This window comes from Lysobacter fragariae (genome assembly GCF_054779775.1).
Window position 1 is genome coordinate 172,675 of sequence record NZ_BAAGXP010000006.1, and the last position, 21,599, is coordinate 194,273.

Below are 21,599 nucleotides of genomic sequence, written 5' to 3' on the forward strand. Positions count from 1 at the left end.
ATCGTCCTATGGGCGCACATGGTCGATCACGAGTTCGACCGTTCCCTGGTGGTTCATGGTTTTCGCGGTGGCCTCGAAGTCGCCGGCCTTGCCGATGGCGTCGCCGCTCGCGGAGATGCGGGCGCTGACGACCACCTGTTCGATCTGCGAAAGCTTCATTGTCGGCATCGGGCTGTCACCATCGTCCAGCGTCACCTCAAGCGGGAAACCCGCGGCGGCGGGCTTCTCGACAGCGATTTTCTCGACCGCGACCGGCATCGGCGGACCATCGGGTTGCCTGGCCAGCACGAACAGCGTCGCATTGGCAGGCAGCTTCGACGCCAGCGCTGGCGAAACGCTGACTTTCACGCGCAGGCCGGAGGACGCGGCGTTGACTGGCGTGCGCGGGGGCAGCGCGGCCAGCCCGGCTTCCTTGCGGGCAAGGTTGATCTGTTCCAGCAGGCCGCTGGCGGTGCCGTCATCGACGATGGCCAGTAGCGGCTCCCACGTCTTAGCGGCTTCCGCAGGTTGTCCCGACTGACGCTGGGAAATACCGAGGAACCACCGCGCACGCTGGTGCATCGGCTGCTTTTCCAGTGCGTGCCTGAGCAGGGCGATGGCTGCTTCATCGAAGCGGTGTTCGTTGGCGAGCGCGCGCGCTTCGGCGGCTTCGGCCAGCAGGTCGGGCTCGTCCGGCGCCAGCTTCACGGCGCGTTCGAAGGCGTCGCGCGCCTTGTTCGTTTCGCCTTGCGAAGCGTAGGCGCGGGCGAGCAGGCGCCAGCCTTCGGGCTGGTTCGGTTCGCGCTGCAGCTGTGCTTCCAGTTGCGTGACGGCGTCGCCCAACGTTTCGGGGGCGCGAAGCTGCGTGCTGTCGAACGCACGCGGCGTGCCGAGCAACGCGTACAGCGAAGCGGCGATGACGACCAGTGCGCCGACCAGCGTCACGCCGACGACGCGACTGCCCACCAGCAGCGGCCGCAGCACGAAACCCAACACCAGTACCGCCAGCAACGCGGCGCAGACCACGAACAGCGTCATCTCACCACTCCTGGTCGTCGTCGTTGATAGTGCTGGTCGCGGCACTCGCCGATCGGGCGCGCACGATGCGACCTACCAGCACGCCGCCCGCCAACAGCAGCAGCGCCGGTCCGAACCACAGCAGCCAGGTCTTCGATTCCACCTGCGGGCGGTACAGGACGAACTCGCCGTAACGCGCGACCAGGAACTGCTTGATCTCGCCGTCCGACTTGCCCTGTCGCATCAGCTCCAGCACTTCGTGGCGCAGGTTGCGGGCGATCTGGGCGTTGGAATCGGCTAGTGACTGGTTCTGGCACATCACGCAACGCAGCTCCGCGACGAGGTGCTGGAAGCGATGCTCCTCGGCGGTGTCGGTGAATTGCGGCGGGGCTTCGGGCTTGCCCGGTTGCGCCAGCGCCGAAGCGGACGCGAATGCACAGGCGATCGCAAGGAATGCCGAAGCGAAGGCGAGGCGAAGGCCACGCCGTCCTGCGGCGACTGCTCCCGATCGTGCGCGACCGCGAAGTGCTTTCATCGCGCCTTCTCGATGGCCGCAAGATTCGGCAGCAACTGGTTGGCGATCACGTCGTCCGTCAGCGGACCGACGAATTTCCAGCGCACCACGCCGCTGGCGTCCACCAGGAAAGTCTCCGGCGCGCCGTAGATGCCCCAGTCGATCGCGGCCTTGCCTTCGTAATCGGTCACGACCATCCAGTAGGGATTGCCGAATTCCTCCAGCCAGCGCAGGGCATCGGCGTGCTCGTCGTTCCAGTTGAAGCCGACCACGCGTACGCGCTTGGTCTCGGCGAAGCGCGTCAGTACCGGATGTTCGTCGCGGCAGGCGGGACACCAGCTGCCCCACACATTGAGGACGTAAGGCGCGCCGCGCAGGTCCTGGGTGCCGAACAGCCGCCCGGCTTCGTGCAGGACCGGCAGGTTGAACGCGGGAGCGGTCTTGCCGATCAGCGGTGAAGGCAGGGCTTCGCGATTCGGATTACGGCTCATCCAGACGCCGGCGGCGAGCAGCACGCCCAGCGCAGCGACAGCGAGCAGCGGAATCCAGCGCATGATCGGTTTGCGTTCGCTCACGCGGTGGTCTCCGTCGGGTTCAGATCAGCGAGCGGGTTCGGGTCAGTTAGCGATTCCAACTCAGAGCGTTCCGACTCAGCGTGTTGTTCAGCCCGCGGTGCGTGCCGGAAACGGCGATCGGTCGCCGTCACCAGGCCGCCCAGCATCATCAGCAGGGCGCCCGCCCAGATCCAGCGCACGAACGGCTTCACGTGCACGCGCAGGGCCCATGAACCGTTGCCGAGCGGTTCGCCCAATGCGACGTAGAGATCGCGGGTGAAACCGGGATCGATGGCGGCTTCGGTCATCACCTGGCCGCCGCTGGCGTAGGCGCGCTTTTCCGGATGCATTTCGCCGATGGGTGCGCTGCCGTTGAACACCGTGATCGTGCCGCGGTCGCCGACGTAGTTCGGGCCGTTGTAGCGTTCGACGCTGTCGAAGCGGAAGGCGTGGCCGCCCAGTTCGACGCTCTGTCCGGGGGCAACGGCGACTTCGCGCTGCTGGCTCAGGCCCTCGGTCAACAGTGCGCCGATCAGGAACACCGCGATGCCGAAGTGCGCCAGCGACATGCCCAGCATCTCGGCGGTGAACTGGCGGCCGCTCTGCTCGAATCGCGACCAGACGAAGCGCAGCGTGCCCACCGACACCCACAGTGCACCCAACACACCCGCAGCCACCTTCAATGGCGACTGCTGCGTCGAGAAGAAGTACACGGCGATGCCAGCACCGAGCGCGAGTCCTGCCCACGGCACCAGCATGGCAATGGGACGCGACGTCTGCTCGCGCTGCCAGCGCGTGACCGGGCCGAACGGCAGCAGCAGCACCAGCGGCGTCATCAACACCAGGAACATCATGGCGAAGTAAGGCGGGCCGACGGAGATCTTGCCCAGCTCCAGCGCGTCGGCGAGCAGCGGATACAGCGTGCCCAGCAACACCATCGCGCAGGCGGTGGTGAGCAGCAGGTTATTGGCCAGCAGCAGCGTCTCGCGCGAAGCCGCGGCGAAGGGCGCACCGCTGTCGTCGGAGGGCGCACGCAGCGCGTACAGCAGCAGCGAACCGCCGACGATCGTCCCGAGGAACACCAGCACGAACAGCCCGCGCGTCGGATCGGACGCGAACGCGTGCACGGACGTCAGCACGCCCGAACGCACCAGAAACGTACCCAGCAACGACAGCGAGAACGTCGCGATTGCCAGCAGCAGCGTCCAGCCGCGGAAGCTGCCGCGCTTTTCCGTCACCGCCTGCGAATGCAGCAGCGCCGCACCGGCGAGCCACGGCATGAACGAGGCGTTCTCGACCGGATCCCAGAACCACCAGCCGCCCCAACCCAGCTCGTAATAGGCCCACCACGAACCCAGCGCGATGCCGAGCGTCAGGAACGCCCAGGCGACATTGGTCCACGGGCGCGTCCAGCGCAGCCAGCGCGCGTCGATCTTTCCGTCCAGCAGCGCCGCGATGGCGAACGCGAACGGCACGGAGAACCCCACGTAGCCCAGGTACAGCATGGGCGGGTGGATGATCATGCCGGGATCCTGCAGCAGCGGATTCAGGTCGCGGCCTTCGGGCACTGCCGGCAGCAGGCGTTCGAACGGATTGCTGGTGAAGATCAGGAAGGCGAGGAAACCCAGTGCCACCAGGCCCATCACGCCGAGCACGCGCGAAATCACTACTGCCGGCAATCGCTGCGAGAAACGCGCGACCGCTGCCGTCCACAGCGACAGGATCAGCGCCCACAACAGCAGCGATCCTTCATGCGCGCCCCACACGGCGGTGTAACGGTAGATCACCGGCAGCAGCGAGTTGCTGTTGGTGGCGACGTATTCCAGTGAGAAGTCCTGGGTGACGAAGCCGCGCGTCAGGATCGCGAACGCCGTGCCGACCAGGAACAGTTGGGCGTAGGCGGCGGGGCGCGCCACCGCCATCCACGACGCGATGCCACGCTGCGCGCCGATCAGCGGCAGGACGGCCTGCAGCGCGGCGACCAGCAGCGCGAGGATGAGGGCGAATTGGCCGAGTTCGGGGAGCATCGGGTTACTTCTTCCCGCGCAGGTCGAGCAAGGTCATCGGGAAGAGCGTCACTGCGTAGCTCCGGGCGCTGTTACATCCGGCGCCTTCACATCGTGCTTCCTGTGCGCCATGCCCATCTTGTCCGCTACTTCCTTCGGCATGTACGTCTCGTCGTGCTTGGCCAGCACCTGCTCGGCGACGAAATGGTCGCCATCCATGCGACCGGTGGCGATCACCGCCTGCTTCTCGCGGAACAGGTCCGGAAGGATGCCGGTGTAGACGACCGGCATCTGCGCATCGCCGTCGGTGACGCGGAAGTGCGCTTCCAGCGAACCGGGCGCGCGCTGGAACGAATCGGCTGCAACCATCCCACCCAGGCGGAAGCGCGCGTGCTTGCCCGCATCGCCGTGCAGGATTTCGCTGGGCGTGTAGAGGTAGGTGATGTTGCGCTGGATCGCGAAGGTCACCAGCGCGGCGGCGATGCCGGCAGCGAAGACCAGCGCCAGGATCCACAACAGGCGGTTGCGACGGGTCGGGTTCATGGAAGCATGTTCATCGGATCAGTTCGCTGGAAGCGGGGCGTGCGGCTTCGCGTGCGGCCTTGAGTCGGGCACGGAGCAGCTCGCGGCGGATCTGCACGCGCGTGGCGACGAAGTCCCAGCCCAGCACGATCACGAAGACCGCATACGCGGCCACGATGTAGTTGAGGTAGTTCATGTGCGCGTGCCCTTGGCGACGTTGCCGTTCGCGTCACCGCTCGCCAGCGCGGCCACCCACGCCTTGCCGGATTCGCGGCGCAGGTTGTCGGCACGCGCGCGTGCCAGCAATGCACCGATGAACCACAGCTTGGTGCCGACGATCATCACCAGCAGCGGCCACAGCATGCGTTCGTCGATGCTCGACTTGCCGAGCAGGCGGATCGTCTGCCCCTGGTGCAGCGAGTTCCACCACACCACCGAATAGCGGATCACCGGCAGCAGGGCCACGCCGACGATGGCGAGGAAGCCTGCGGCGCGCGCGGCGGCGCGGCGGTCGTCGATGGCGTTGTAGAGGCCGATCACGCCCAGGTACATGAACAGCAGGATCAATTCGGTGGTCAGGCGCGGATCCCAGTCCCACCACGTGCCCCACATCGGCTTGCCCCAGATCGAACCGGTGACCAGCGTGATCAGGGTGAAGGCGGCGCCGATCGGCGCGCAGGCCATCGCGAGGATCTCGCACAACTTGATCCGCCAGATCTGGGCGATGGCCGCGTACACCGCCATGAGCGCGAATACCGCCATGCTCATCCACGCGCTGGGCACGTGGATGTAGATGATCCGGAAGCTGTCGCCCTGCTGGTAGTCGGCCGGCGCGAAGAACAGCCCCCACCAGATGCCAAGCGCCATCACCAGCAGGCCCGAGCCGTAAGCCCAGGGGGCCCAGCGGGCGGCAAACCGGTCGAAGTAGGGGGGCGAGCCGAGTTGGTGGAACCAGCGGACGATCGGATTCATTGCATTTCACTCCCTCCCTCGCGCTGCGGGGGAGGGTTGGGGTGGGGGAACGAGCGCCGCAGGCGCGAGGGCTTGGAGTCGCGGCCGCACACTTGGTTCAGCACATCAGTTCAACGCGATCCTGATCGCAGCGGCCGCCGCCAGCGGCGCCAGCACCAGCGCCAGCGCCAGTCCGGCACCCAGCATCAGCATCGCGCCGGTCACGTCCAGTCCCTGCGCCGCCGCGGCGACGCTGCCCGCGCCGAACACCAGCACCGGCACGTACAACGGCAGCGCCAGCAACGCGACAAGTATACCGGAGCGCCTCATTCCGACCGTCAGCGCGGCCACCACCGCACCCAGCAGACTCAGCAAAGGCGTGCCTAGTGCCAGCGACGCCATCAGCACTGGCAGGTGTGCGCGCGGCAGGTGGAGCAATTCGCCCAGCAAGGGCGTCGCGATCAGCAGGGGCAGGGCGGTGGTCGCCCAGTGCATGAACGTGCGCACCGCGACCAGCCACGCCAGCGGCACCGGCGCCAGCATCCATTGCTCCAGCGAACCGTCTTCGGCATCGCCACGGAACAGCGTGTCCAGCGCCAGCAGTCCCGCCAGCAGCACGGCAAGCCACAGCACCGCACCAGCGGAGCGCGCCAGCGCCTCGCGTTCCCCACCCAGCGCCAGCGCGAACAGCGTCACCACCAGCAGCGCGAACAGCGCCGGCTGCAGGGCATCGCCGCGACGCCGCCACAGCAGGCGCAGGTCGCGCAGCATCAGGGCGCGGGCGGAGGCGATCAGTCCGGGCGCCGTGCTCGCAGCAATCGTGCTTCCAGAGGTCATGCTCATGCCACCGCTTCCCGGCGCAGCACCAGCATCCGCGTCCGCACCGGCGGCGCGGCATAAGCGCCATGGGTGGTGACCAGCGTCGCCCCGCCGTCGCGCAGGTGCGCTTCGACCATCCGGTTCACCAGCTCGATGCCGTCCAGGTCGAGATTCGCGTAGGGCTCATCCATCAGCCACAGCGGCGCTGGCGCCAGCCACAGCCGTGCCAGCGACAGCCGCTTCTTCTGCCCGGCGGAGAGCTGGCGGGCGAGGGCGTCCTCGAACCCGGCCAGTCCCACCAGCGCCATCGCCTGCTCCGGCGTGATCGAACCCCGGCGGCCGTGCAGACCGCACAGGAATTCCAGATTCTCCAGCGCACCCAGGTCCGCCTTCAGCGCAGCCAGGTGGCCGAGATACGCGATGGCGTGCGAACGCTCGAACGCATCGGCCGGCTTGCCGTGGATCAGGATCTCGCCCTCGTCCGATCGCAGCAGCCCGGCCAACACGCGCAGCAGCGTGGTCTTGCCGGCGCCGTTGTCGCCCTGCACCAGCAGCGCCTCACCGCCATCGACCGCGAAATCGAGAGGCCCGAACACCGGATCGTCGTTGCGCGTGAAGCGCAGGCCACGGGCCTGCAGCAGCGGGGGCGGGGATGGGGTCATGGGCAGCCAGGGAGCATTCGGGCCGGGCCAACGGCCCGGTGCAGCCAGCGGCCGCGACCCGGCATTTTATATGCGTCCGGCGACTTCGCTCCGCGGCGCCCAGGACGGGCGTCCCGGCAAAAGGCCCTAAGCCGGCTCCCCATCGCGCACCGGCCGATTCTCCAGCCAGTCGACATGCGCCATTTCCACCGCACGCGGCGGCGCCGGAAACATCATCCGCAGCCGCACCGGTTCGCCCGCTTCCCAGAACAGCACGCCAGCCTGGCCGAACTCCTGCGCCAGCTGCTCCAGCAGGTGCTCGCTGGCATCGAACACCAGCCAGCCGGCTTCGCGCCATTCCCCTTCCAGATCGAAGGCCTGCGCCGGCTGCCGTGTCAGCCCGGCGGCGTCCAGCCGCGCCATCAGTGCGGTATTCGCCGCGTCATTGGAGGCTTCCGAATGCGGCACCGACGCCGGATTCCACGCCGTGATGAAGGCATAGCGCCGCGCCGGCCAATACGCCTCCAGGTCCAGCGCCTGCTCGCCCACGCGCAGGTGCAGGGCATCGCCGTCCATCACCACCGCATAGTCCGCGGCCGCGTAGGCGGCGGCCAGTTCCATGGCATTGACGATCCGCAACTCGCGCATGGCAGCCAGTCTCCCCGACGACGATGACAGCGCTAACCAGCGGCCATTAGGCCTGATCGGGAGGATTCCTTAAACTCGGGACTTTCACCCAGACGCCACCCAGCCCATGACCCCGGAAACCAAGCTCCCAAAGGTCGGCACGACCATCTTCACCGTCATGTCGCAGCTCGCGATGGAGCACGGCGCCGTCAACCTGGGCCAGGGCTTCCCGGACTTCAACGTCCCCGACCGCCTGGTCGAAGCCCTCGACCGCGCCATGCGCGACGGCAAGAACCAGTACGCCCCGATGACCGGCATCCCGGCCCTGCGCCAGGCCATCGCCGCCAAGACCGAGCGCTGCTACGGCTACCGGCCCAACGTCGACACCGATATCACCGTGACCTCCGGCGCCAGCGAGGCCATCTTCGACGCCGTCCTCGCCGTCGTCCGCCCGGGCGACGAAGTCATCGTCCTGGACCCCTGCTACGACTGCTACGAACCCGCCATCGACCTGGCCGGTGCCCGCGCCGTGCACGTCCCGCTGGACCCGCACACCTTCGCGCCCGACTGGGACCTCATCCGTGCCGCTGTCACCCCCAGGACGCGCATGCTGATGATCAACTCGCCGCACAACCCGTCCGGCGCGATGCTCACTGCCGACGACATGGCGCAACTGTTCGACCTGGTCGACGGCACCCACATCTACCTGCTCTCGGACGAGGTCTACGAGCACATCGTCTTCGACGGCGCCCTCCACGAATCCGTCCTGCGCTACCCGCAGCTGCGCGACCGCGCCTTCGTCATCTCCAGCTTCGGCAAGACCTACCACTGCACCGGCTGGAAGGTCGGCTACTGCATCGCGCCGCCCGCGCTGTCGGCCGAGTTCCGCAAGGTCCACCAGTACAACACCTTCTGCACCTTCGCCCCGGCGCAATGGGCGTTCGCCGAAATGATCGAAGCCGAGCCCGCGCACTACGAGGAACTGGGCGCCTTCTACGAAGCCAAGCGCGACCGCTTCCGCGAACAGCTGCTGACGACAAAGCTCAAGCCGCTCGCCGTGCCCGGTGGTTACTTCCAGCTGGTGGACTATTCCGAAGTGAGCGACCTGGACGACGTCGCCTTCTGCCGCTGGCTCACCATCGAGAAGGGCGTGACCGCGATTCCGCTGTCGCCGTTCTACGAAACGCCGCCGGCGGGGCAGCGCATCGCGCGTCTGTGTTTCGCCAAGAACGAGGCTACGTTGGATGCGGCGATTGAGCGGTTGCAGAAGCTCTGATTTTTGGTCATCGCTGCAAAAAGAAAACCCCGCGAAAGCGGGGTTTCTTTTTTGATGCTTCAGCGGCGATGAAGTGACGCTACGTCGCAGCGATGATCGACGCTTTCTACTTGTGTCTATGCAGCGCGAACACGAAATGACTACGGCCGTACGACGGGCTAAAGCCCGGCCCAAGGATCTGAGTCTACGACCAGAGATTGATCCGCAACCCCTCGACACCGCTCACCCTGAGCGTAGCGCCGCAGGCGCGAAGTCGAAGGGCGCTTCCGCTCAGGTGAGCGATAAATCCGGGTTGATTCGCAGCGCGTTTCACGCAAGTACCAATCTCGTCGGAAAGGATGAGCGGGAATGCGGAGTGACCGGTAACCCCTCGACACCGCTCACCCTGAGCGTAGCGCCGCAGGCACGAAGTCGAAGGGCGCTTCCGCTCAGGATGAGCGATAAATCCGGGTTGATTCGCAACGCATTTCGCGCAAGTACCAATCTCGTCGGAAAGGTGGTTTGAATGAGCTCTCGCCAACAGAGCGATCGGTATTGTGCTCTGGTTTCGCCAAACGCAGCACGCACCTCATAGCTAAATGCAAATGAAGCAACGCGCCTGATTGCAACTGACCAAATCTCGATGCGATGTATCGATCAACCTCTTGTCGCCATCGCCATGTTCGGTCTAGTCTTTGGTGACGGGCGTCTCATGTGCCCGTTTGAAGTGCCTACGTTGGAGGAGAGTTCAGGGACAGAACGATAGCCGCCAGTCGCCATGGCCCCGCCGGACATGCGGGTGTGCGACGCGGTGCCAGGATGGCAGCAACTCCATACCTTTTCGTTTCCCAGGACCGTGATTTCACGGCGCCTGCGATTGTCCCCGTACCTCGTTCTGACCGACGTGGCGAAGGCTGATGGCGCGATTTCCGCGCGAGCCTTCGCCCGGGCACTGTGCGTCGATCAATGCATCCGGGGAAAGCGTGAACGAAACCACTGCCATCTGCTCGCATTCAACGGGCATCCAGACCAGCATCACGAAACCACTCGCCAGCTTCCTGCTGCTCCTGTGCGTCGCCCTTCTTTCCGCATGCGCGACGCGTCCGGCGCCGGACTTCGGCGGACGCTGGAAGGAAGTCAACCGTTACGCGGAGCAGCCGCGGGAAATTCCGCTGTACCAGGCGTACACGTTCTACCCATCGCCCATGGATGGCACGCTCAGGAACATGCTGGTGCGCTGGGCGAAGGACTCGAAGATGATGTTGTCCTACCTGCATCCGTCGGATTTCACGCTGCACTCAGCTGTCGCGTCCATCCACACCGGCAACGTGACCGATGCCGCCACGCAGCTGACGACGGCCTACGCAGCGCAGGGCGTATCGGTTGCTGTGGAAGGCAATCAGATTGTCGTGCGCGCCGCTGCGCCTGCTGCATCCAGTGCGCCGGCGCAACCGTGACACAGCCAGCGTCGCCTGATTCGGCAACAGTCTGTGCCCCGGCGGGCAAAGCGCTTCGCTGCCACGCCTTCAACCATTTCGCGAGTGTCCAGTAGATGTTCGGAAAGAAACCGGTAACGCCCCAGGTGGAAGCCGCAGTCGCCAGGGCAGTCAACTACGAGGTCACGGTCGCCGACATGGCGCGTCGCAGCGAGCGTCGTGCATGGCGTGTCGCGTGGTCGGCGATCGTGATGTCGCTGATCCTGGCCGGTGGCTACTTCTATTTCCTGCCGCTCAAGGAAAAGGTGCCCTATCTGGTCATGGCCGATGCCTACACCGGCACCAGCACGGTCGCGCGTCTCACCGGCGAATTCGACAACCAGTCCATCTCCACCAGCGAGGCGCTCAACAAGAGCAACCTGGTGCACTTCATCATGGCCCGCGAGTCCTACGACTACTCGCAGATCGGCGACCGCAACTGGAACATCGTCCACGCGATGGCGACCGACAAGGTCGCTCCGGCGTACGCAAATCTCTACAAGAACGACAATCCTGCCGGCCCGGTCCGCATGTTCGGAAGGAACAAAGCCGTGCGCGTCAGGATCCTCAGCATCCAGTTGCAGGGAGCGCAGGGCACCGGCAAGCGGGCGAAGACCGCGGTCGTGCGTTTCCAGCGCAGCGTCTATACGAAGGATAGCGGGGTGGTACTTCCGCTCGACAGCAAGATCGCCACCGTCGAATACCGGTACAACCCGGATCTGGAAATGGACGAGTTCACCCGGGTCCTGAACCCGCTCGGTTTCCAGGTCACGGACTATCGCGTCGACAACGATTACGCCGAGGCGCCGGCCGTTGAAGGCGAGTTTCCCGTGCAACCGCGGGTCGCTGCGCCCAACGTGCCCGCCGTAGATCCGGCAGCGCCGGCGCAGGCCAGTCCTGTGCAGGCCAATTCCGCGCCGGCCAATCCGGTACAGGCCATGGCCCCCGCCGAAACCACCGTGCCCGCAGCGACTGGCGGTGCAAATGGAGTCAACCCACGATGAAGTTGTCGCTTAACCACCTGGCGGCTTTGTTCCTGACGACCTCAGTCGTATCAATGCCGTCGGCCGCGCAGGTCATCCAGGAATACGAATACGAGCCCAACCGCATCTACCAGGTGCGGACCGGGCTTGGCATCACCACCCAGATCGAGCTGAGTGCCAGCGAGGAGATCCTCGACTACAGCACCGGATTCAGCAGCGGCTGGGAGCTCAGCCGGCGCGACAACGTCTTCTACCTGAAGCCGAAGAACGTCGACGTCGATACCAACATGATGGTGCGCACGGCCACGCACTCGTACATCTTCGAACTCAAGGTCGTTGCCACCGACTGGCGCGCGCTCGACCAGGCCAAGCAGGCAGGCGTCCAGTACAAGGTGAACTTCGTCTACCCCAGTGGCACCCAGTTCACCGCGGTATCGGAAAAGGTGGAAGCGGTCCCGGAGCTGGACACCCGGCTCGACAAGTCCCGCAGCTACAACTTCGATTACCAGTACGCGACGCGAACACGGCTGGCCTGGCTCATTCCGACGACGGTCTATGACGACGGACAGTTCACCTACGTGAAGATGTCCGACCTCAAGAGCCTGCCGACGGGTAATTTTCCTGCGGTCTTCGCTCGCGAACGCGAAGGCGGCGAGGACTTCGTGGTCAACACGACGGTAGAGGACAACACCATCGTAGTTCACGGCACCTATCCCTACTTGATCATCCGTCACGGCAGGAACGTGGTCGGCCTGCGCAGGAAGCTGCAGAAATGAGCCAGAACACATCGAGCCATCCGGATGGCCAGGCCGACGCATACGCCTCCGCGCCGCCGGAAGCCGGACAGGGCTACCACGCAAGCCAGAATCCGTATTACGCCCAGCAGTCGGCGCAGACGGACCTGGATGCCGGCGCGCCCGTGCTGCGTTCGGACGAAGTGCAGAAACTCAATCGCAAGGCGCTGGTGTTCCTCGCGGGCATCGCCGTGCTGTTGCTGGTTGTCGCATACATGATGTTCAGCAGCGCGGGCTCGGACGACAAGAAGCCTGCGGAGAGGAAGGCGCTGGTCGTGCCTGAAGCCCCCAAGGCCATCGTCGAGGAAGCGCCGCCGCTTCCACCTGCAGATTCGGACGCGTTGCCACCGCTGCCGGAAACGGAAGTTCCACCGATCGCGCTCCAGCCGATGTCACCCGCGTCGCCCCAGGCTTCGGCGTCGCAGAGCGTATCGATGGAGCCGCAGGGGCCATCGCTGCTCGAGCGTCGCATGTCCAATGATGCCGGTGGTTCTGGCCCGTTCGGAGGAAGTCGTCCGGATGCCGCACAGCAGGCCGTGGCGCAGACGCAGGCCATGATGGCGCTAGCGACCCAGCAGGCAGGCGGGAATGGCATCGCGCAAGACCAGGCGGATGCGTTGCCGAAAGTCGCCAGCGCAGCGCCGATCTTCAATCCCGACACACTGCTGGTGCGCGGCACCTATATCCGTTGCGTGATGGAGACGCGCATCGTCACCGACATCTCCGGTTTTACCTCGTGCGTGGTGACCGAGCCGGTGTATTCGATCAACGGTCGTCGGCTGTTGTTGCCGAAGGGCTCGAAGGCTTCCGGCCGCTACCAGGGTTCGACCGTCAACGGTCCGCGCGTCGCGGTGGTGTGGGACCGGATCACTACGCCCAACGGCATCGACATCAACATGGCCAGCCCAGGCGTGGACAATCTGGGCGGCGCCGGTCACCCGGGACAGTACGACGCCCATTGGGCCAGCCGCATAACGTCGGCGCTGCTGATCAGCCTGATCAGCGATGGCTTCAAGTACGCGGCGGCCAAAAACGGGCCGGAAGGCACCGTCGTCACCAATTCCGGAAGCGAAGTCGTCATGCCCTACGAGAGCAATACCGCGCGGGCAATGGAGCGCCTCGCGAACCAGGCGATCGAGCGCAGCGCCAATCGTCCCGCGACCGTGACCATCAACCAGGGCAGCGTGGTGAACATCTACGTCGCCCGGGATGTCAGCTTTTCCGGCGTGCTGAGGTAGTTGATGGCTATCGCGGATCGGTATGGATACTGACAACTCCCCCGTCGCACGTGTTTCCAGCGAGTTCCTGGACTACCAGTACCAGGTGCTCGGCATCCTGGACCATATGGGTTCCCCGGACGTCACTGAGATATGCATCAACCGCCCGGGCGAGCTCTACCTTGAAACCCGGGCGGGCTGGCAGCGCCTGGAAGTGCCGAGCCTGACCTTCGACCGTGCCCGCCAGTTCTGCACGGCCGTCGTCAACGAGAGCAACACCGGACAGCGCATTACCGATGCCGACCCGGTCGTGTCCCTGACCTTTCCGACAGGACAGCGCGCCCAGTTCGTCATCCCGCCGGCCTGCGACGCCGGCAAGGTCTCCATAACAATCAGGTTGCCGTCCAAGCACAGCAAGACGTTGGAGCAGTACCGGGAGGACGGGTTTTTCGAGCAGATCCTCGAGCAGTCGCACGCCTTGAGCGAGCACGATCGCGAATTGATCGACCTTCGTGCCCAGCGCAACTACTCCGAGTTCTTCAAGCAGGCCGTCCAGTACAAGAAGAACATCGTCGTCGCCGGGGCTACCGGCAGCGGCAAGACGACCTTCATGAAGTCATTGGTCAACCACATTCCCGATGACGAGCGCCTGGTAACGATCGAAGACGCGCGAGAGCTGTTCATCGGCCAGCCCAACGTCGTCCACTTGCTGTACTCGAAGGGCGGGCAGAGCAGCAGCAACGTCACTGCAAAGAGCTGCATGGAGGCCTGCCTGCGCATGAAGCCGGATCGCATCATCCTGGCCGAGCTGCGCGGCGACGAATCCTTCTACTTCATCCGCAACTGTGCCTCAGGTCACCCGGGCTCGATAACCAGTTGCCATGCGGGCAGCACGACACAGACCTGGGATCAGCTGGCGCTCATGGTAAAGGCATCGGCTGAGGGCGCTGGACTGGAATTCGCCGTGATCAAGCGATTGTTGATGATGACGATCGATATCGTGGTTCATATCAAGGCTCATGCGGGGCAGCGTTACATCACGGGGATCGACTTCGATCCGGGGCGTCTTGTCGATGGCGAGCACCATTGACATCGGTCTGTCCAGCTTTGAACATGTGACGACGATCAGGAGATCGTAGTTCGCATTAAACGGATTTGATCCGCGGCCAGCAGTGCCGGGGAAGAACAGGGGGTAGGAGTGTTACCTGGCATGGAGCTGATGAACTGCCCGAGCCTGGCGGTTCCCCAAGATGTCATGCGCCATGTCGTGCGCGTGGAATCGTCCAACAATCCCTTCGCCATCGGTGTGGTGGGCGGACGTCTTGCGCGTCAACCGCGAAACCTGTCGGAAGCGCTGGCGACGGTACGCATGCTCGAGGGCCGCGGCTACAACTTCTCGGTCGGACTCGCACAGGTCAATCGCTACAACCTGGACAAGTACGGGCTGGGTTCCTACGAAAAGGCCTTCCAGGCTTGTCCGAACCTGCAGGCCGGCTCGCGCATTCTCGCCGATTGCCACGGTCGTTCCGGAGGCAACTGGGGCAAGTCCTTCAGCTGCTACTACGCCGGCAACTTCGTGACCGGCTTCCGGCAGGGCTATGTGCAGAAGGTATACGCATCGATGCGCAAGGATCCCGTCCTGCAGCATTCCATCGATGTCGTCAGCAAGCCGTCGCGGCGATCGGTCGCTGTCAGTCGCTATCCCCTTTACGAGGCGCCACGGCGTACCCAGCCGGTGACCGCCGACGTTGCCAATGATGTGCCGCGCGCTGTCCCAGCGGCGCAATCCGATGTGTCGCAGCCCATCGTGCAAATTGGCGCCGCTGCTGATACGCCGCAGATTGCAGCGTCGGACGATTCGCGTCCGGTGATTGTCGCCCCGATGGTTCCAGTCGATCGCCAAGGTGTTGCCGTGACCGGATCACCAAGTCGAGGCGGAGATCAGGCATTCGTTTTCTAGCGCGGTCGCGGGCCAGCGCTCGCGGACGTGCATCCATGCAGTAAAGATCGTCAACATCAACAGAGGGAACTGGTAATGAATATCGCGCAGTCAAAGAATGTTTTCTCCGCCATCGCCATGGCCGCACTGTTCGTGGGCATGCTTGTGTTGCCAGACGTCGCCCTTGCGGCGGGAACGGACGACGGCACCGTGGGCAGGGTCAGCGGCTTCCTCGGAAAGATCAACAAGTTGCTGAACATCGCGTCGATCGCGGTAGTGACGATTGCCGTGATCTTTGCCGGCTACCAGATCGCCTTCGCCCACAAGCGCATCTCCGATGTCGCCCCGATCCTCATCGGTGGCTTCCTGATCGGTGCTGCGGCCCAGCTTGCCCACATGGTGATTCCGGAAGACGTCGCCGACGGCAGCATGTCGGACACGGCAGGCATCGTGGTTGTGGCGGCAGCAAGGGCGCATGCATAAGAACGTCCTGTTCCGCGGCTGCACTCGCCCCCCGATGTTCATGGGCGTGCCCTACGTCCCGTTCGCATTCGGTGCGGGTGGATGCATGCTGCTGGCGTTCTACCTGAACATGTTCTGGATCCTGGCGATGCCCGTGGTGATCTTCGTGATGCGCCAGATGGCTCGTCGCGACGAGATGATCTTCCGCCTGCTGGGCCTGCGCTGGCAGGTGCGGCTCAGGATGCGGAACCTGCAGCACCACTCGGGGATGTGGGTGTTCTCACCGAACCGCTACCGGGATCCATCGTCCCGCAACACCACAAGGTGACCTCGCGGGTCCAGGGCAGCCTGGACCCGCAGTTCGCTGAATCCATAAAGACTCCGGCGCCGTCCGTGCTTGAGTCGACCAGACGAACCCATGATCTCTCCCGATACGCCCATCAGCGAGTTCTTCCCGATCTCCACCCATGTCGCCCCGACGGTCCTGAAGACGACCGGCGGTGACTACCTCATGGTCTGGAACCTTGGCGGGTTGCCGTTCGTTGGCCGGGAGGAGGGGGATCTCGAGCATCGCCACAACACGTTCAACCGGATGCTGCAGACGCTGAGGGCACCGGATTACGTGAACGTTGCGTTCTGGGTACATGACGTGCGGCGGCGACGTCGGATCAAGGGTGGCACGCGCTTCGCACAGGCGTTCAACCAGGACCTTTCGGACGGCTACTTCGAAGCGCTGTCCAGCCAGAAGATCATGCAGAACGAGCTGTACCTGACGATGATGTATCGCCCCATCGTTTCAGGTAAGCGCTTTGTCGAGAAATCGGCGGATATCAAGCAGCTCCAGGCCGAACAGGACCAGGCGATAGCCAAGGTCCTGGAGCTGGCCGGCAACGTGGAGGCGGTGCTCAAGGACTACGCGCCGTATCGACTCGGGATGTACGAAGCTGGCAACGGCGTCGTTTTCTCGGAGACGCTGGAGTTCTTTGGTTACGTCCTGAACCGGATCGACGAACCCGTCCCGGTATTGCAGGCCCCGGTGTACGACTACCTCCCGGTCAGCCGGCTGATGTTCTCCAACAAGACCGGCGACTTCGCGATCAATGCGCCGGGCGGCGTGAACCACTACGGTGCCATCCTCAACATCAAGGAATACACCGACGCGACTTATCCAGGAATCCTTAACGGCTTGAAGTATCTGGACTTCGAGTACGTCATCACTCATTCCTTCAGCCCCATGGGTCGGCAGGACGCGCTCAAGGTCCTGGACCGCACCAAGGGAATGATGATCTCGTCGGGCGACAAGGCGGTAAGCCAGATCGCGGAGCTCGACTACGCCATGGATCAGTTGGCCTCAGGCAACTTCGTCCTGGGCGAATACCATTTCATCATGGCGCTGTACGCACAGAGCCAGGAGAAACTGGCCCAGAACATCGCCACGGCTCGCGCGGAGCTGTCCAATGCCGGCTTCGTCTCCGCGAAGGAAGACCTGGCCGTGACGTCGTCGTTCTATTCGCAGTTCCCCGGTAACTGGAAGTATCGGACCCGGCTGGCGAACGTCAGTTCGCTGAACTTCCTCGGCCTGTCGCCGCTGCACAATTTTTCTTCCGGGAAGAAGGAAAACAATCCCTGGGGCGAGTGTGTCACGACGCTCCAGACGACCAATGGTCAGCCGTACTATTTCAACTTCCACGCCACCCATCCCGCGGAAAATTCCCTCGGCGAGAAGGCGATCGCCAACACGATGGTGATCGGTAAGTCCGGTACAGGCAAAACGGCGCTGATCAACTTCCTGCTCAGCCAGGTACAGAAATACCAACCGTCACCCACGATTTTCTTCTTCGACAAGGATCGTGGCGCCGAAATTTTCGTCCGCGCCTGCGGCGGCAACTACCTGGCATTGGAAAACGGACAGCCCACCGGATTCAACCCGTTCCAGTGCGACAGGAACGAAGCCAATGTCCAGTTCCTTGCCGACCTGATCAAGGTACTGGCGGCGAAATCCCAGTACAGCGCGCGCGAGGAAGAAGATATTTTCCGTGCTGTCGAGAGCATGCTCGACACGCCGCTGCACCTGCGCAGCATGACGAATTTCCAGAAGAGCCTGCCCAACATGGGTGACGACGGCCTCTTCGCGCGACTGCGCAAGTGGACCGTTGGAAACTCGCTGGGCTGGGTATTCGACAACCCCGTCGATACGATCGACCTGCAGCGGGCGAATATCATCGGCTTTGACTACACCGACGTGATCGACAATCCCGAAGTCCGCGTGCCGGTGATCAACTACCTGCTACACCGGCTTGAGGCGCTGATCGACGGGCGTCCGCTGATCTACGTCATGGACGAGTTCTGGAAGATCCTGGACGGTGGCGGCGCCCTCAAGGAGTTCGCCAAGAACAAGCAGAAGACCATCCGCAAGCAGAACGGATTGGGGATTTTCGCGACCCAGAGCCCGGAAGACGCCCTGGCCAGCGACATCTCAGCGGCGCTGATCGAGCAGACCGCGACGTTGATCCTGCTGCCGAATCCGAACGCCAACCGCGAGGACTATGTCGACGGGTTGAAGCTGACCGATGCGGAATTCCAGGTGGTGAAGAGCCTCGACGAGCGTTCCCGCTGCTTCCTGGTCAAGCAGGGTCACAACGCAACCGTCTGCCAGCTCAACCTGCGCGGCATGGACGATGCACTGGCGGTCATTTCGGCGTCGACAGACAACATCGAAATCATGCATCACGTCCTGGCCGAGTCGGGTGCCAGGCTGGGCATCGACGTCGACGAACTTCGCCCGGAGCACTGGCTGCAACGCTTCTATGAGCGGCGCAAGGGTTCAGGCAAGGGCGGTTCGATGACTGCCAGGCCGGGCCATGCCCGGGAGACAGCCGGGGCGATGCAATGAGTCACGAGGAAGCCAACAAAAGGAGTAACGCCATGTTGAAGAATGGAATCGCGACAAGCCTGCGTGCGGGGAAGAGACCGTTGCTTGCAGGCATGGTGCTGTGCGGGGCATTAACCACCGGAAGCGCGTCAGCTGTGATCGGGGTTCCGGTGGTGGAGATCGGTGTCAATCTGATGCAGTCGTCAATGAATCAGATGAACACCCTGACGCAGCAGATCCAGGACTACTCCGAATACGGCGAAAACATCGTGCGCTGGAAGTCCACGCTCGACCACTGGCAGCAGCAGGTAGTCAAGGTCGGCGGTTTGATGACCCAATACAACATGCCCAAAGGCGCGAAGCTGGAGCCGGTGAATCCCTTCTACCTGGTGCCGGAGCGGTGCAACGGTGGCGAGAGGTTCAATATGGACAGCATCCTGAAATCGTTCACGCTCGATTTCAGCGGCGATTACCTGGATCAGCAGCGAAAGATCTGTTCGGCGATCCAGCAGGCCAAGAACAGCAAGCTCAATTACACGGTTGAGTTCATGAGTTCGGTGATTCCGAAGATGCAGAACACGGTCGAGCAGTTGGGTGATCGCCGCAACGCGAACAACGAAGAAGGCACCGTGAGCGCCGCCATCGAGGACGCGACGCGCGTCGCGGCGGAGTTCGACCAGAAGTTCCAGGCCTGGCAGGCGAACGTCCAGGCAGCCGATGCCTATATCCAGGCAATGGAGGAGAACCAGAAGATCCTGGCCGGAACGGCGCTTCAGGGAAAGAAGAACCCGATCAAGGACCTGGTGAAGACGGCGGTGCTGGTGACGACACTGTGCTCCAGCAGTGCGGGAAGCAAGATGCACAGCTGCCCCTGATGGGGTTGCTTGCCAGCGCGAGGGAATGAGTTGATCTCGTCCGCTACTGCGGACGCCAAGGATGCAAGGGGCAACGTCGTGGTCGAATGGTTAAACGGTGGTGACTGGAAGGACTGGATGGGCTTTCAGGGGCAGGAAGGCTCACTCGGGGATTTTCTGTTCTTCCAGTTGATCTTCGATTACCTGCGCGTGGAGATCCAGGACTTCGGATTCCAGATGATGGCGCGCGCGATGAAGTGGGCAGGCGGTGTCGCGTTCACGGTGATGTGGTTGTGGATACTGATCCAGGGCTACCGCATCGTTACGGGGCAGTCCCGGGAATCGATGATGGCCCTGGTCACCCAGTCCCTGCGGGCGACGTTCATCATCGGCGTGGCCGCCACGATGGGGGTCTATGGGACCCAGCTCAAAACTTACCTTACCGACGACTTGAGGCAGGAGATCAACTACGTGGTTACCGGGCACGACGAGTTGCCCGAAACCAGGATCGACCAGAACCTCGCATGGATGCAGGTGGCGCTGTCGGCCATCGATGTCGTCGATGTGGCCAGTGATCCGAACCTTGATTCCGCCAAGACGCGGGCCATGTGGTTCGCGGGAATCGGCGCGGGCGGGCCCGCGATAGTCGCGGGCATCACGCTACTGATGTATGAAGTCGCCATGGCGCTCTTCATAGGCTTGGGCCCGATTTTCATCCTCTCGCTGCTGTTCGAGCAGACCAAGCCACTTTTCGGTCGGTGGCTCTACTACGGTCTGGGAACAATGTTCTCGATGTCCGTGCTGAGCGCGATGATCTCGATTTCCCTGGAGTTGATGCTTCGAGTGGCGCCTGCGTTCTGGGCGGGCAGCTTGGCCGACAAGCTCATGGGCCCTGACTATTCCGATGGCCTGACTAGCGTGGCGATGCAGCAGGGCGGGCTGGGAGTGATACTGAGCGCGTTGATCCTCAGTGCGCCACCGATGGCCGCCATGTTTTTCCAGGGGACACTGGGCAATTACTCCGGGGGCAATGCCTTTGCCCGGCCGGACGCGGCACCGAAGCCTCAGCCGGCGGGCGGAATGCCGCCATGGATCGAGCGGGAACAGAAGGTCTCGCCGCCGCAGTTCCTCGGCCCCATGGCTGGAGTACCGGCGGAAGGTGCGGCCACCGGTCAACGGGGGATCGCGGCGCGCATACCGACCATCGCCTGATCCGGCGCCGACGCGTGCGAAGTTGTGCGCGTCACCTTGATCGGCGGACAATCCGGCCATGAAAAACCTCCGCGTCTCCCTGATCCAAGGCAACACCCGCTGGCACGACCCGACGGGAAATCGCGACTACTACGGCCGCCTGATCGAGCCGCTGCACAACACGACGGACCTGGTGATCCTGCCGGAGACCTTCACCAGCGGATTCAGCAACGACGCCGTTGCCAATGCCGAAACCATGCAGGGCCCCACGGTCGACTGGCTGCGTGAACGGGCCGCCAGCATCGATGCCGCCATCTGCGGCAGCGTGCAGATTCGCGACAGTGGCGGCGTGTTCAACCGCATGTTCTTCGTCAAACCCGACGGCGACGTGCAGACCTACGACAAGCGCCACCTGTTCCGCTACGGCAAGGAGCACGAGCGCTATGCCGCCGGCCGCGACCGCGTGACGGTGGAGTGGAAGGGTTGGCGCATCTGTCCGCTGGTCTGCTACGACCTGCGCTTCCCGGTGTTCTCGCGCAACCGCTTCAACGTCGAACGCGAAGGGCTGCTCGATTACGACCTGCTGATCTACGTGGCCAACTGGCCCTCGGCCCGCAGCTATCCGTGGAAGACGCTGCTGCGCGCCCGCGCCATCGAGAACCTGTGCTTCGTCGCCGGCGTCAACCGCGTCGGTACCGACGGCAACGGCCTGCATTACTCCGGCGACAGCGCGGTGATCGACTTCCTGGGCCACCCGCTCACCGAGGCCACGGACGAGGAACTCGTCTCCACCATGCTGCTGCAGGCCGTGCCGCTGCTGGAACACCGTGAACGCTTCCCCGCGATGCTCGACGGGGACAGTTTCGACCTGCGTTGATTTGGAGCTGCGCTGATCTAGAGCAGCGCTGATTTAGAGCTGCATTGATC

Annotated in this window: 23 protein-coding genes; 13 read left to right on the forward strand and 10 right to left on the reverse strand. The window is 63.8% G+C overall.

The genetic code is table 11. The features are described from left to right. Window positions 1-6: 6 nt before the first annotated feature. From ACYVD7_RS06815 to ACYVD7_RS06860, 10 genes are all read right to left on the reverse strand, one after another. A complete protein-coding gene (locus ACYVD7_RS06815; protein WP_460760761.1) occupies window positions 7-1,017 on the reverse strand; it encodes a tetratricopeptide repeat protein in 1,011 nt (336 codons plus the stop codon). Window position 1,018: 1 nt separating this feature from the next. Then, window positions 1,019-1,531, reverse strand: coding sequence for a cytochrome c-type biogenesis protein (locus tag ACYVD7_RS06820; RefSeq protein WP_460760763.1), 513 nt, complete (start codon window positions 1,529-1,531; stop codon window positions 1,019-1,021). Beyond that, window positions 1,528-2,064 carry a DsbE family thiol:disulfide interchange protein gene (locus ACYVD7_RS06825; RefSeq protein ID WP_460761852.1) on the reverse strand — a complete coding sequence of 179 codons (537 nt, stop codon included), beginning with the start codon at window positions 2,062-2,064 and terminating at the stop codon, window positions 1,528-1,530. Before ACYVD7_RS06825 ends, ACYVD7_RS06820 begins: the two co-directional genes overlap by 4 nt. A 17-nt stretch (window positions 2,065-2,081) precedes the next feature. After that, window positions 2,082-4,091 carry a heme lyase CcmF/NrfE family subunit gene (locus tag ACYVD7_RS06830; RefSeq protein ID WP_460760766.1) on the reverse strand — a complete coding sequence of 670 codons (2,010 nt, stop codon included), beginning with the start codon at window positions 4,089-4,091 and terminating at the stop codon, window positions 2,082-2,084. Window positions 4,092-4,139: 48 nt separating this feature from the next. Further along, window positions 4,140-4,613, reverse strand: coding sequence for a cytochrome c maturation protein CcmE (ccmE, locus tag ACYVD7_RS06835; RefSeq protein ID WP_460760769.1), 474 nt, complete (start codon window positions 4,611-4,613; stop codon window positions 4,140-4,142). 10 nt (window positions 4,614-4,623) lie between these two features. Further along, on the reverse strand, window positions 4,624-4,788 hold the full coding sequence (locus ACYVD7_RS06840; protein ID WP_460760772.1) for a heme exporter protein CcmD: 165 nt from the start codon (window positions 4,786-4,788) through the stop codon (window positions 4,624-4,626). Beyond that, a complete protein-coding gene (locus ACYVD7_RS06845; RefSeq protein ID WP_460760774.1) occupies window positions 4,785-5,564 on the reverse strand; it encodes a heme ABC transporter permease in 780 nt (259 codons plus the stop codon). Before ACYVD7_RS06845 ends, ACYVD7_RS06840 begins: the two co-directional genes overlap by 4 nt. Window positions 5,565-5,669: 105 nt before the next feature. Then, on the reverse strand, window positions 5,670-6,380 hold the full coding sequence (ccmB, locus tag ACYVD7_RS06850; RefSeq protein ID WP_460761854.1) for a heme exporter protein CcmB: 711 nt from the start codon (window positions 6,378-6,380) through the stop codon (window positions 5,670-5,672). 2 nt (window positions 6,381-6,382) lie between these two features. Further along, entirely contained in the window at window positions 6,383-7,024 is a 642-nt protein-coding gene (gene ccmA, locus ACYVD7_RS06855; RefSeq protein ID WP_460760777.1) for a heme ABC exporter ATP-binding protein CcmA, read from the reverse strand. Between the two features lie 126 nt (window positions 7,025-7,150). Continuing rightward, window positions 7,151-7,651: a DUF3293 domain-containing protein gene (locus ACYVD7_RS06860; RefSeq protein WP_460760779.1), complete on the reverse strand. Its 501-nt coding sequence runs from the start codon at window positions 7,649-7,651 to the stop codon at window positions 7,151-7,153. A gap of 106 nt (window positions 7,652-7,757) precedes the next feature. On the opposite strand from ACYVD7_RS06860, the gene ACYVD7_RS06865 reads away from it, so the two are divergent. From ACYVD7_RS06865 to ACYVD7_RS06925, 13 genes are all read left to right on the forward strand, one after another. Then, a complete protein-coding gene (locus ACYVD7_RS06865) occupies window positions 7,758-8,906 on the forward strand; it encodes a pyridoxal phosphate-dependent aminotransferase (protein ID WP_460760782.1) in 1,149 nt (382 codons plus the stop codon). Window positions 8,907-9,943: 1,037 nt separating this feature from the next. Further along, complete coding sequence (locus ACYVD7_RS06870; RefSeq protein ID WP_460761857.1) at window positions 9,944-10,342, forward strand: hypothetical protein; 399 nt, start codon at window positions 9,944-9,946, stop codon at window positions 10,340-10,342. A gap of 95 nt (window positions 10,343-10,437) precedes the next feature. Continuing rightward, the gene (locus tag ACYVD7_RS06875; RefSeq protein ID WP_460760784.1) at window positions 10,438-11,364 is read left to right on the forward strand and encodes a VirB8 family type IV secretion system protein; all 927 of its coding nucleotides are present in this window, start codon (window positions 10,438-10,440) and stop codon (window positions 11,362-11,364) included. 53 nt (window positions 11,365-11,417) lie between these two features. Beyond that, window positions 11,418-12,119 (forward strand): TrbG/VirB9 family P-type conjugative transfer protein, encoded by a 702-nt coding sequence (locus ACYVD7_RS06880; RefSeq protein ID WP_460761860.1) that lies wholly within the window; start codon window positions 11,418-11,420, stop codon window positions 12,117-12,119. Further along, entirely contained in the window at window positions 12,116-13,375 is a 1,260-nt protein-coding gene (locus ACYVD7_RS06885) for a TrbI/VirB10 family protein (protein WP_460760787.1), read from the forward strand. Before ACYVD7_RS06880 ends, ACYVD7_RS06885 begins: the two co-directional genes overlap by 4 nt. Before the next feature lie 22 nt (window positions 13,376-13,397). Continuing rightward, a complete protein-coding gene (gene virB11 / locus ACYVD7_RS06890) occupies window positions 13,398-14,444 on the forward strand; it encodes a P-type DNA transfer ATPase VirB11 (protein ID WP_460760789.1) in 1,047 nt (348 codons plus the stop codon). A 120-nt stretch (window positions 14,445-14,564) separates the two neighbouring features. Beyond that, entirely contained in the window at window positions 14,565-15,314 is a 750-nt protein-coding gene (locus ACYVD7_RS06895; protein WP_460760792.1) for a lytic transglycosylase domain-containing protein, read from the forward strand. Window positions 15,315-15,389: 75 nt separating this feature from the next. Continuing rightward, entirely contained in the window at window positions 15,390-15,776 is a 387-nt protein-coding gene (locus tag ACYVD7_RS06900) for a TrbC/VirB2 family protein (RefSeq protein ID WP_460760794.1), read from the forward strand. Continuing rightward, window positions 15,769-16,083, forward strand: coding sequence for a VirB3 family type IV secretion system protein (locus ACYVD7_RS06905; protein WP_460760797.1), 315 nt, complete (start codon window positions 15,769-15,771; stop codon window positions 16,081-16,083). Before ACYVD7_RS06900 ends, ACYVD7_RS06905 begins: the two co-directional genes overlap by 8 nt. 90 nt (window positions 16,084-16,173) lie before the next feature. After that, window positions 16,174-18,648 carry a VirB4 family type IV secretion/conjugal transfer ATPase gene (locus ACYVD7_RS06910; RefSeq protein ID WP_460760799.1) on the forward strand — a complete coding sequence of 825 codons (2,475 nt, stop codon included), beginning with the start codon at window positions 16,174-16,176 and terminating at the stop codon, window positions 18,646-18,648. 32 nt (window positions 18,649-18,680) lie between these two features. Beyond that, window positions 18,681-19,502, forward strand: a complete 822-nt coding sequence (locus tag ACYVD7_RS06915) for a hypothetical protein (RefSeq protein WP_460760801.1) — start codon at window positions 18,681-18,683, stop codon at window positions 19,500-19,502. 30 nt (window positions 19,503-19,532) lie between these two features. Further along, window positions 19,533-20,693 carry a TrbL/VirB6 family protein gene (locus ACYVD7_RS06920; protein WP_460760804.1) on the forward strand — a complete coding sequence of 387 codons (1,161 nt, stop codon included), beginning with the start codon at window positions 19,533-19,535 and terminating at the stop codon, window positions 20,691-20,693. Between the two features lie 58 nt (window positions 20,694-20,751). Beyond that, window positions 20,752-21,549: an amidohydrolase gene (locus ACYVD7_RS06925; RefSeq protein ID WP_460760807.1), complete on the forward strand. Its 798-nt coding sequence runs from the start codon at window positions 20,752-20,754 to the stop codon at window positions 21,547-21,549. Window positions 21,550-21,599: the final 50 nt, after the last annotated feature.